The sequence below is a fragment of the Bartonella sp. AP19HLJMH genome, assembly GCF_042196245.1.
Classification (GTDB): Bacteria; Pseudomonadota; Alphaproteobacteria; order Rhizobiales; family Rhizobiaceae; genus Bartonella.
Window position 1 is genome coordinate 45,942 of record NZ_JBHIPX010000004.1, and the last position, 11,873, is coordinate 57,814.

Genomic DNA, 11,873 nt, shown 5'->3' on the forward strand with positions numbered 1-11,873 from the left:
CTTATAACCTAAGAAAGAGAGGATCATTGATGAGAAGATTTTGTTTTTGTGCGCTAATAGGAAAAGAATTGGATGTGAGAGGTGGCATAACGTGATGAAGGGTGTTGTTTAAAAACTGTGTTGTTTCTCCATAAAAGGCGTTTTGTTGATCAATTTGAATCATTTGGGGGAAAAATTCTTGCACGATGAGAGGGTTATGGAGTGCTGTGAGAATTGTGCGTCCTTGCTGTTGCCAGTATGTGATCAGAGCAAGAAGGTCTTTTTGGGTATTATGATCTACACCATTGAAAGGTTCATCAAGTAAAATAATATTGGCATCTTGTACAATGATACGTGCAAAAAGAGCGCGTTGTAATTGCCCGCCTGATAATGTTTCAAGCGAACGGGGTGCGAGTTCTGTAAGCCCAACCATTTTAAGAGCATTTTGAATCTTAGAATCATAAGGGCGCTGATTCTTCCATAATCCACAAAAAGACCACAGTCCTGTTTTTACAAGCGTTTTCACATCAATTGGAAATGTTTTATCCACATCACATTGCTGAGCAAGATAAGCAATGCGGCTTTTTTTTGGTTTTGTAATTTTTCCTTTAAGAGGTTTAATCAATCCGGCGATGGCTTTTAGCAGTGTCGATTTTCCAGCGCCATTATCACCTGTTATTGCAACCAATGAACCAGCTTTTAACTTTGCTGAAAAGTTCTTTATTGCTATTCTATTCCTATAGCCTAATGTTGTCTTATTGAAGTACAGATCCATATTTTTTACCATCGTTACTTATTATTTTGGAAACTATGTAATAATATAACGTTTGTCAACAAAATGTTATATTATTACATAGTTTTGAGTACTGAAAATTTTAGTGGGAAGATCGTGGAAAATTAAAAATAATAATTGAATTCACCTTGACGAAAGAGAGAGAGTATATACTATATATAGTATCAAAATGATTGGTGATTCTAAATAAGCACAAGAGAGGGTGTTAGTGTGTTTCGTTTGGTATCTAAGTTATTTCCATTATTGTAAAGAGTTTATTGGCCAAAGGTATAGCAGTATTTTTACTGAAGGGTCTCTTTTGGAAGGATTTCCTTTCGTTTTTGTAATTGATTTTTGCCGTAAAAGAGCAAACAGAGCTCTTGAAAAACGGTAGTTTAGAACATTAGTTTTTTAGACAGCAGGAGGGAATTGTAATGCAAGCAAAAGATTGTTTTATAACTAGGGGGCTTTGCCATTTAAGTTGTAGAATAATCGCTTATTCTCATCATAGTGTTTGAAGTTATTTGATGAGGAATTCTGTTATGTTCAGGAAGCTGTGTATTATTTGAAAATAACCACATGTTTTGCGTACAATTTCTATTTTTTGTTATTCTTGAGTACCTATAAAATTATTAGATTGACCTTTCAGGGTTGATTGTTTGGAATTGTGAAAGTTGAAGAAAATGTCGATCACTATTTATAGCAAACCATCTTGTGTCCAATGTGATGCTACACGCCGCGCTTTTGATGCAAAAGGCATTCATTATCGTGTTGTTGATATTTCTTGTGATGAACAAGCATACAGTTTTGTTCAATCTCTGGGGTATCGTCAGGTTCCTGTCGTTGTTTGTGGTGAAAATCATTGGTCTGGTTTTAGACCAGATATGATTAGTGGTCTTTGTGCTTAATGGGGCTTATTGTTTATTATTCGAGTGCAACGGGTAATACAGAACATTTTGTCTCGCAGCTTGGGCAACGACTCTTCAAAATTGATAAAAAAAAGCCTTCTGCATTGGTTGGTGAACCTTATGTATTGGTTGTTCCTACATATGCAGATGGCGAAGGAAGAGGGGCCGTGCCGAAAGCCGTTGTCCAGTTTCTTAATGAAGCTGAGAACCGAAAATTAATTCGTGGTGTTATTGGCGGTGGGAATCGTAATTTTGGTCGCTATTATAATCTAGCAAGTAAAATTATTGCTGAAAAATGTTGTGTACCTTGCCTTTATCGTTTTGAGCTGCGTGGAACTGATGAAGACGTTATTTATGTAAAAAAGGGATTGGAAAGATTTTGGAAACAATTGGTATAGGACAATCGCAGAAATCGGATCAGATTACTGATTATCATGCGTTGAATGCGATGCTTAATCTTTATGATGAAAATGGTCATATTCAATTTGATATGGATCGGCTTGCTGCGCGGCAATATTTTCTTCAGCATGTTAATCAAAATACAGTTTTTTTTCATAACCTGAAGGAAAAAATAGATTACTTAATAGAGGAAGGTTATTATGAAAAAGCTTTATTTGAGCTTTATGATTTTTCTTTTATTAAAAAGCTTTTTAAACGTGCTTATGCATTTAAGTTTCGTTTTCCTACCTTTTTAGGCGCATTTAAGTATTATACTAGCTATACACTGAAGACTTTTGATGGGAAACGTTATCTTGAACGTTATGAAGATCGCGTTTGTCTTGTAGCTTTATATTTGGCACAAGGGAATAAAGCTCTTGCTGAAAGTTTTGTGGATGAAATTATTACAGGACGTTTTCAACCGGCAACACCAACATTTTTAAATGCTGGGAAAAAACAACGAGGTGAATTGGTTTCGTGTTTTTTGCTACGTGTTGAAGATAATATGGAATCGATAGGTCGTTCGGTTAATTCGGCTTTGCAGCTTTCAAAACGTGGTGGAGGTGTAGCGCTTTGTTTAACGAATTTGCGGGAAGCAGGGGCGCCAATTAAGCAAATAGAAAATCAGTCCTCAGGTGTTTTACCGGTGATGAAACTCTTGGAAGATTCTTTTTCTTACGCCAATCAGCTTGGGGCACGACAGGGGGCTGGAGCTGTTTATTTGCATGCTCATCATTTAGATATTATGAAGTTTTTGGATACAAAGCGTGAAAATGCTGATGAAAAAGTTAGAATTAAAACGCTTTCGCTTGGTGTCGTTATTCCTGATATTACTTTTGAGCTTGCACGGAATAATGAGGATATGTATCTCTTCTCATCGTATGACATCGAGCGTGTGACAGGTAAGCCCTTTAGCGATATTTCTTTAACGGAGCATTATCGTTCTTTTGTTGATAATGCAAAGATTCGTAAAAAGAAAATAAGTGCACGCGTTTTTTTCCAGACATTAGCGGAAATTCAATTTGAGTCCGGTTATCCCTATATTTTATTTGAGGATACTGCTAATCGATCGAATCCGATAGCTGGGCGCATAAGTATGAGCAATTTATGTTCAGAAATTTTGCAGGTGAGTGAGGCGAGTGAACTGGAGACAGATTTAACTTATCGCACGATTGGAAGTGATATATCCTGCAATCTTGGATCCATGAATATTGCCAAAGCAATGGAAAGTCCTGATTTTGGACAGACCGTGGAATCTGCTGTTCGTGCTCTTACTGCTGTTTCGGATATGAGCAATATTGCTTGTGTGCCTTCCATTGCGAAAGGCAATGCTGAAAGTCATGCGATTGGTTTGGGACAAATGAATTTGCATGGGTTTCTAGCGCGTGAGCAGATCTATTATGGGTCTCCAGAAGCGATTGATTTTACCAATATCTATTTTTATATTGTGACATATCACGCCATACGGGCTTCCAATTTAATTGCGCACGAACGTCAAGAAATGTTTGCAGGGTTTGAAAAATCAGCTTATGCAGATGGACGTTTTTTCGAAAAATATATTGAAAAAGAATGGAAACCGCAATTTCCGCTTGTGCAAGAGCTTTTTGCACGGAATAATATTGTTATTCCAGATCAAAAGGATTGGCAGGAACTCAAAAAATTAGTTATTGAGTATGGGCTTTATAACCGCAATTTGCAGGCAGTTCCACCTACGGGATCTATTTCCTATATTAATCATGCCACTTCTTCCATTCATCCAATTGCTTCAAAAATTGAAATTCGCAAAGAGGGAAAAATTGGGCGCGTTTATTATCCCGCTCCTTATATGGATAATACGAATTTGAATTTTTACCAAGATGCTTATGAGATTGGTCCTGAAAAAATTATAGATACCTATGCTGCTGCAACACAGCATGTTGATCAAGGTCTTTCATTAACATTATTTTTTCCTGATACAGCGACCACACGTGATATTAACCGCGCACAAATTTATGCTTGGAAAAAGGGTATCAAGAGTATTTACTATGTACGATTACGGCAAGTAGCATTAAGTGGAACAGAAGTTGATGGCTGTGTTTCGTGCAGTTTATAGGAGATCATCATATGACAAAGATTACAACCAAAAATCCTGTTGTGTGTGCTGTTAATTGGAATAGATTACATGATGAGAAAGATCTTGAAGTATGGAACCGCTTAACTGGGAATTTTTGGTTACCTGAGAAGGTTCCACTTTCCAATGACATTCCCTCATGGTCAAGCTTAACGGATGAAGAACGCAAGCTAACAATTCGTGTTTTTACAGGATTAACGCTTCTAGATACAATTCAAAACACCGTAGGAGCCATTTCGCTTCTGGCTGATGCGATAACAGAGCATGAGGAGGCAGTTTTGACGAATATTGCCTTCATGGAAGCGGTTCATGCACGTTCTTATTCCTCTATTTTTTCAACCCTTTGTTCGACGGTAGAAGTTGATGATGCGTTTAGATGGTCAGAAGAAAATATTCATTTGCAGAAAAAGGCTAGATTAGTACTTGAGCGTTATGAAGCAAATGATCCACTTAAGAAAAAAATTGCTTCGACTTTGCTGGAAAGCTTTTTATTTTATTCTGGTTTTTATTTGCCCATGTATTGGGCCAGTCGCGCTAAGTTAACCAATACAGCAGATCTCATTCGACTGATCATTCGTGATGAAGCGGTCCATGGTTATTATATAGGTTATAAATTCCAATTGGGCTTTGCAAAGCTTGATGAAGCCAAAAGACAAGAAATTAAAAATTTTGCTTTTAACCTGCTCTTTGATCTTTATAACATCGAGTGCAAATATACTGAAGATCTTTATGATGCGCTTGGATTGACAGAAGATGTTAAAATTTTTCTTCATTATAACGCTAACAAGGCTTTAATGAATTTAGGTTTTGAAGCTCTTTTCCCCCCTGAGGTTTGTCGTGTTAATCCCGCTATTTTGGCAGCTTTATCACCAAACTCTGACGAAAATCATGACTTTTTTTCAGGGGCAGGTTCTTCTTATGTCATTGGCAAGGCGGTTGCTACCACGGATGATGATTGGGAATTTTAATGTTTGCATGCAAATAGAAGTGCGCGGGGTATTCCACTGAGGTCTTTGCGCATTTCTAAACATTGGAAGCCATTTGTTTCAAACAAATTGCAAACTTCTTTTTCTTGAGAGTAACCAATTTCAACAGCGATAGTGCCGTTTTCTTTTAAGTAGTTGGCTGCTTCATGGGCGAGCTTTCGATAAAAATCAAGACCATCTTTTCCACCGACAAGAGCGCGCAATGGATCATGTAAGCGCACTTCTTTTGCAAGTTTTTTGATATCTTTTGCGGGGATATAAGGTGGATTGGAAACAATAAAATCAAAGCGATCTGTGACAGAATCAAACCAGTCGCTAAGAAGGGGTGTGAAGCGGTGTGCTACTTCAGCATTTTTTGCATTCTTTGTCGCTGTTTTAAGGGCATCTTCAGAAATATCGACAGCGACTGCATAGGATTGGGGAATTTGTTTAAGAATGGCAATGGCAATGGCGCCACTTCCTGTTCCCATATCAAGGAATGTTGTTCTTCTCGAATTTTCGATCTGTTTTTGGAGAAAAGGGAGAACAAGATCTATCAGCGTTTCTGTATCAGGGCGTGGTTCTAACGTCTCTTGAGATAATGTAAAAGATATACCATAAAATTCTCGTGCTCCTATAATACGGTAAACGGGTTCGCCTGCAATACGCCGTTGTAAAGCCTGTTCTATTTGTATAATATGCTCAGAAGATAGATGCATATCTGGTTTAGAAACTCTTTCAGCAGCATTTATTCCTGTTATCCATTCAATGAGTATTTTCGCATCGAGATCGGCTTCAGCAATCCCTTTCGTGCGCAATTTTTCTTGCATTTGTTGGATAACATTCTTGAAAGAATATTTGCTCAATTATTATCCATTTCCATCAGCAGTCTTGTTTGATGATCTGAGATGAGTGCATGAAGAAGCTCATCAAGATCTCCCTCTAGAATGCGATCAAGCTTATACAAGGTTAGATTAATACGGTGATCCGTGACACGTCCTTGTGGAAAATTATAGGTACGAATACGCTCTGAGCGATCACCAGAACCAACTTGGCTTTTACGAGAAGCTGAACGTTCACTTTCCGCTTTTTGTCGTTCGATATCGAATAAGCGTGCCCGTAAAATTTGAAGGGCTCTTGCTCGGTTTTGATGTTGTGATTTTTCTGCTTGTACGACCATAATTCCTGTTGGAATATGCGTGATACGAACAGCTGAATCCGTTGTATTAACATGCTGTCCTCCTGCTCCGGATGCACGCATTGTGTCGATACGAATATCTTCAGGACGAATATCAATATCAATATCTTCAGCTTCTGGAAGCACAGCAACGGTAGCAGCAGATGTATGGATACGTCCACCTGTCTCTGTTTCAGGGATGCGTTGCACACGATGAACCCCTGATTCATATTTCAATTTAGAAAAGACACCTTTTCCTGAAATGGTAGCAATAATCTCTTTATATCCGCCAACTTCCCCCTCACTAAGTGAAATAATTTCTACTTTCCAATGGTGAGCATGGGCATAACGTTCATACATGCGGAAAAGATCACCGGAAAAAAGTGCTGCTTCTGATCCGCCCGTTCCTGCTCGAATTTCAACAATAGCGTTTTTTTCATCAGCAACATCTTTAGGCAAAAGCAGAATTTGGAGTTCTTTTTCAAATTGCTCTACTTTTTTATATAACGATGGTAGCTCTTCTTGGGCAAGATTACGCATCTCTATATCTGTTTGTTTATCGTTGATAATCGTTTCTAATTCTGTAATCTCTTCGTAAAGAGCATTTAATGCGCGTATAGAGGCAATAACGGGTTGTAGTTCTGCATATTCAGAAGCTAATTTGACATATGTTTCAGCATTTGGATTCGTCGTCATTTGGCTTTCAATTATTTCAAAGCGCTTTTCAAGCTGTCTCATACGATCTTGTGGCAAGGAAACCATGATAATATTGGCCTAATTTTTCATAATACAATTTTTATAATATTTTGTTGCAATGATTGTTTGTTATAATATTGGCAATGAATTACCGTATAGCATCATACAAAGAGGGGTAATAAAGCAATTCTTTTTTTTTGCCAATGAAAACTATTATATTTTAAAGGTAAATTTTTATAAAATTTGATTTGCCTGAGGTATTTTATCTAATGATATATGATTACTTTTTTAAGAGTTTTTTTTTCCGTAAAGTTCAAGGCGGTGATGAATAATATCATAGCCAAGGGATTTTGCAATTTCCTCTTGCAGCTTTTCAATAACATCAGAATGAAACTCGATAACTTGTCCTGTTTCTATATCAATGAGATGATCATGATGTTGCCCATCTGCTTGCTCAAAACGAGATGGACCACCACTAAAGCTATGGCGATGAATTGTTCCATTTCCTTCTAATATTTTCATGGTTCGATAAACAGTTGAGAGTGAAATATTCGAATCTATTTTGTTTGCACGCTGAAAAATTTCAAATGCATTAGGATGATCATTTGTATCAGTCAAAATATCAAGAATAACTCGTCGTTGACGTGTTACTCTTAAACCAGCTGTGCGCAATTCTTGCTCATAATTTCGCTTTTTATTCATTTGCATAGTTTGCTTTTCAAACAAAGGCTCCATGACAGTGTTTGTATTTTTTCTCTGAACCGCAAGGACAACGCTCATTACGTCCAACTTTTCCCCATGTGGTTATATCGTTAGGGTCACGATCTTGTGGATTAACAAATCTATTTTCTTGTGATCGTGCCCATAAGGTGGGAGCATTTTCTTGACTTTGATCATTAAAGACAGAAGAAGCAGCATCAGTTTGCTCAGGCATGGTCGGTTCTGTGGGGTGTTGAATGATTTCAAAGCGCATAAGCTTAGAAGTGACAATTCGGCGCAAATTTCTCAACATACTTTGAAAGAGTTCAAATGATTCTGTCTTATATTCATTGAGCGGATCCCGCTGCGCATAACCACGAAAACCAACAACAGAACGCAAATGGTCTAAACTCACCAGATGTTCACGCCATAACGTGTCAATAGTTTCGAGCAATACTGCTTTGTGAAAATAAGCCATAACTTCTGGAGAATATCGTTCAGTACGCTCATTTTCAAGTTTTGTAACAGCATCTGATACACGCTCTAGAATTTGCTCCTCGGCAATTCCATCTTCTTTTGCCCATTCTTCCACTGGAAGCTCAAGATTAAAGAGTTGTTGAAGCTCTTCTTCAAGAGTTTTTGCATCCCATTTTTCAGAATATGTCCCTGAAGGAATATAAGCCTCTACGAGATCCTCTACGACTTCATTGCGCATTTCAAGGATCATTTCTGATAAATCATCTGCGTTCATGACCTCCATACGCTGTTCAAAAATAACCTTGCGTTGATCATTCATGACATCATCATATTTTAGCAGATTTTTACGAATTTCAAAGTTCCGTGCTTCGACCTTTTTTTGTGCTTTTTCAAGGGCCTTATTAATCCATGGGTGGATAATAGCTTCATTTTCTTTCAATCCAAGTTTTTGCAGCATACCATCCATACGGTTAGAGCCAAAGATACGCATAAGATCATCTTGAAGAGAGAGAAAGAATTTTGAGCGCCCAGGATCGCCTTGGCGACCAGAACGTCCACGAAGCTGGTTATCAATACGACGGCTTTCATGACGTTCAGTAGCGATAACGTAAAGCCCTCCAGCCGCTAAAGCTTTTTCTTTAAGCTTCTGAACATCTTTTTTTATTTCTTCAATTTTAGCTGTTCGCTCTGGACCTTCGGGGATATCCTGTAACTCTTGTCGGATGCGCATTTCAACATTACCACCAAGCTGTATATCCGTACCGCGTCCTGCCATGTTGGTTGCAATGGTGAGAGCTCTAGGAACGCCTGCTTGCGCAATGATATATGCTTCTTGTTCGTGATAGCGAGCATTTAAGACTCTAAAATCGGTAATGCCTTCTTTTCGCAAACGCTCTGCCAATTGTTCTGACTTTTCAATAGAGGTTGTTCCAACAAGAATGGGCTGTTCTTTTTCGTGCGCTTGACGGATATCACGCACAATTGCCCGATATTTCTCTTCTGCTGTTCGATAAATCTCATCATCTTCATCAATACGTTGTATTGGCAAATTTGTAGGGATTTCGACAACGTCAAGACCATAAATATTTCTGAATTCTTCGGCTTCTGTTGTTGCAGTTCCAGTCATGCCAGATAATTTCCTATACATACGGAAGTAATTTTGGAAAGTGATGGAAGCAAGTGTCTGGTTTTCTGGTTGAATAGCAACATGCTCTTTAGCTTCTAACGCTTGATGAAGTCCTTCAGAATAACGCCGCCCAGGCATCATTCGCCCTGTAAATTCGTCAATAATAACGATTTCATCATTGCGAACAATGTAATCTTTATCGCGAGCAAACAGTTTATGAGCTTTTAGAGCATTATTGACATGATGAACGATAGCGACATTTTCTATGTCATAAAGACTCTCACCTTTAAGATGCCCAGCTTGTTCGAGCATTTTTTCAATTTTTTCAGTACCAACTTCGGTAAAGGTCGTTGTTTTTTGTTTTTCGTCTATTTCATAGTCTTCTGGAGTTAAGGCAGGAATAAATGTATCAATAAGGTTATAGAAGTCAGTACGATCTTCTAGAGGACCAGAAATAATAAGGGGGGTACGGGCTTCATCAATAAGAATCGAATCAACTTCATCAACAATTGCGTAATGATGTCCACGTTGGACCATTTGACTATGATCGAAGGCCATATTATCACGCAAATAATCAAAACCTAGTTCATTATTTGTGGCATAGGTGATGTCGCATGCATAGGCTTCTCGGCGGGCATCACTATCAAGATCATGAAGAATCACGCCTGTTGTAAGCCCTAGAAAACTAAAAATTTTCCCCATTGTTTCAGCATCACGACTGGCGAGATAATCGTTTACTGTCACAACATGAACGCCTTTACCTTCCAATGCATTGAGATAAATTGGTAGAGTTGCCATTAATGTTTTACCTTCACCAGTACGCATTTCAGCTATGCCGCAGTCGTGAAGGACCATTCCACCAATAAGTTGCACGTCAAAAGGACGCATGTCATAAACACGTTTTGCGGCTTCACGAACAGTCGCGAAAGCTTCTGGTAAGAGCAAATCAACACTTTCACCTTCACTAAGACGTTTACGAAAGGCATCTGTTTTTTGGCAAAGCTGCTCATCACTTAATTTTACGAATTGTTCTTCCAAAGCATTAATTTGTGCAACTTTTTGGCGGAGTGCTTTGAGATGTCGCTCATGAGCTGAACCAAAAAACTTACGGGCAAAAACACCTAAACTGACCATCTCTGGCCCTTTCTTTTAATTGTTGTCACTCTTGTTGGGTAATTCATACGCTCTCCCCATACTCTACATTTTCTTCAAATTATCTGATATCATTAGTGACATCATGAAATGCAGATGGTACCATTATACTTGCTGGTGTGCAATTTTTCACTCTAATTGTAAAGTAGAGATAAGAGGCTAAGCGCTTTATGTCAACTTTAAGTATGCTATTTAACTGATACAATACAAAGTAATTTAAGATACAATATGTCATTTTTCTCTATTATCATGTTTTTCATCTGCATTAGATAGGATTGGAGAAACTGAGATAAAAGGATAATTTTATACTTTTTTAAAATAAAATTACTAATTTATTTCTCTATGTTTAAAGATTAAAGTGTTATGGTAAAGAAAATTGGAATCTTGAACCTGCCTTCATTTTTAAGGAGTATATTTATGAAATTTAACTTTATCACGCTTTTTTTAGCATCAACTTTATTGGCAAGTACAAGTTTAGGGGTGAGTGCTCAAGAAGGTTTGAATTCATCGTCGAGTGATTTAAAGACTTTAGAGAAAGCTTCTGAAAAAGCCGTTTCTCCTTCTCATGTTATGGCGGTTATTGATGGGAAAAATATTACAGCAGGCCAATTGGATGATTTAGCGCTTGAAATAAATCCTAATTTAGCACGTTTTCCTGATGAACAACGCCGTATGATGGTTCTAAAAGCTTATTTAGATATGCAGGCCCTCGCAAAAGCAGCAAGAAGCAAAGGTCTTGATAAGACAGAAGCTTACGATAAACGTATGGCAGTCATGCGTGACAATGTTCTTCAACAGCTTTATTTTAAACAGGCGATTGTTGATAAAATATCGGATACTGATTTGGAAGCTCTTTATAAGCAAGAAGTTGCTGCTTTACCTAAAGAGGATGAGGTTAAAGCGCGTCATATTTTGGTCAAAACGAGAAAAGAAGCAGAAGCTATCATTAAGCATTTAAATAAAGGCGAAAATTTTGAAGAGATTGCAAAGAAAAGTTCAACAGATGGTTCTGCTGCCGTTGGGGGTGATCTTGGTTATTTTAGCCATGGTCAAATGGTCAAGCCTTTTGAAGATGCCGCATTTGGTTTGAAAGTTGGCGAATACACAAAACAACCCGTTGAAAGTCCTTTTGGTTGGCATATTATTAAATTAGAAGATCGTCGTGTAAAACAACCGCCTGCATTTGATGATGTTAAAGAGATGTTGCGGACACAGCTGATAAAAAAGCGCTATCAAGAACTGATTGTTGATTTGCGTAGCAAGATAGATGTGAAATACCCTGATCCTAATGTTACAAAAATCATGGAATCGCTTCATCAAAATGGGACGCTACTTCCCGATGAGACATCTGATGAAGAAGATACGGAATAGCTA

At 37.9% G+C, this 11,873-nt stretch carries 10 protein-coding genes; 5 read left to right on the plus strand and 5 right to left on the minus strand.

From position 1 onward, the window contains the following. Position 1: 1 nt before the first annotated feature. Positions 2-754, minus strand: a complete 753-nt coding sequence (locus ACFINR_RS03345) for an ABC transporter ATP-binding protein (RefSeq protein WP_375621179.1) — start codon at positions 752-754, stop codon at positions 2-4. A gap of 680 nt (positions 755-1,434) precedes the next feature. On the opposite strand from ACFINR_RS03345, the gene nrdH reads away from it, so the two are divergent. The 4 genes from nrdH to nrdF are packed head-to-tail and all read left to right on the plus strand — an operon-like array spanning position 1,435 to position 5,175. After that, positions 1,435-1,659: a glutaredoxin-like protein NrdH gene (gene nrdH, locus ACFINR_RS03350; RefSeq protein WP_005774163.1), complete on the plus strand. Its 225-nt coding sequence runs from the start codon at positions 1,435-1,437 to the stop codon at positions 1,657-1,659. Then, the gene (gene nrdI / locus ACFINR_RS03355) at positions 1,659-2,057 is read left to right on the plus strand and encodes a class Ib ribonucleoside-diphosphate reductase assembly flavoprotein NrdI (RefSeq protein WP_375621180.1); all 399 of its coding nucleotides are present in this window, start codon (positions 1,659-1,661) and stop codon (positions 2,055-2,057) included. The genes nrdH and nrdI overlap by 1 nt, the downstream gene beginning before the upstream one ends. Further along, a complete protein-coding gene (gene nrdE / locus ACFINR_RS03360; RefSeq protein WP_375633944.1) occupies positions 2,039-4,189 on the plus strand; it encodes a class 1b ribonucleoside-diphosphate reductase subunit alpha in 2,151 nt (716 codons plus the stop codon). Before nrdI ends, nrdE begins: the two co-directional genes overlap by 19 nt. An 11-nt stretch (positions 4,190-4,200) precedes the next feature. Further along, complete coding sequence (gene nrdF / locus ACFINR_RS03365) at positions 4,201-5,175, plus strand: class 1b ribonucleoside-diphosphate reductase subunit beta (protein WP_375611833.1); 975 nt, start codon at positions 4,201-4,203, stop codon at positions 5,173-5,175. On the opposite strand, the gene prmC is transcribed toward nrdF, so the two are convergent. The 4 genes from prmC to secA all read right to left on the minus strand — a co-directional run bounded on the left by prmC (position 5,172) and on the right by secA (position 10,481). Continuing rightward, positions 5,172-6,038 (minus strand): peptide chain release factor N(5)-glutamine methyltransferase, encoded by an 867-nt coding sequence (gene prmC / locus ACFINR_RS03370; RefSeq protein ID WP_375632280.1) that lies wholly within the window; start codon positions 6,036-6,038, stop codon positions 5,172-5,174. The genes nrdF and prmC overlap by 4 nt on opposite strands. Continuing rightward, positions 6,035-7,111, minus strand: coding sequence for a peptide chain release factor 1 (prfA, locus tag ACFINR_RS03375; protein ID WP_375632281.1), 1,077 nt, complete (start codon positions 7,109-7,111; stop codon positions 6,035-6,037). The genes prmC and prfA overlap by 4 nt, the downstream gene beginning before the upstream one ends. Positions 7,112-7,333: 222 nt before the next feature. Next, positions 7,334-7,825: a Fur family transcriptional regulator gene (locus ACFINR_RS03380; protein ID WP_375611830.1), complete on the minus strand. Its 492-nt coding sequence runs from the start codon at positions 7,823-7,825 to the stop codon at positions 7,334-7,336. Then, complete coding sequence (gene secA, locus ACFINR_RS03385; RefSeq protein WP_375652498.1) at positions 7,764-10,481, minus strand: preprotein translocase subunit SecA; 2,718 nt, start codon at positions 10,479-10,481, stop codon at positions 7,764-7,766. The genes ACFINR_RS03380 and secA overlap by 62 nt, the downstream gene beginning before the upstream one ends. Positions 10,482-10,916: 435 nt before the next feature. Between secA and ACFINR_RS03390 the strand changes: the two genes are divergently transcribed. Continuing rightward, positions 10,917-11,870, plus strand: coding sequence for a peptidylprolyl isomerase (locus ACFINR_RS03390; protein ID WP_375611828.1), 954 nt, complete (start codon positions 10,917-10,919; stop codon positions 11,868-11,870). Positions 11,871-11,873: the final 3 nt, after the last annotated feature.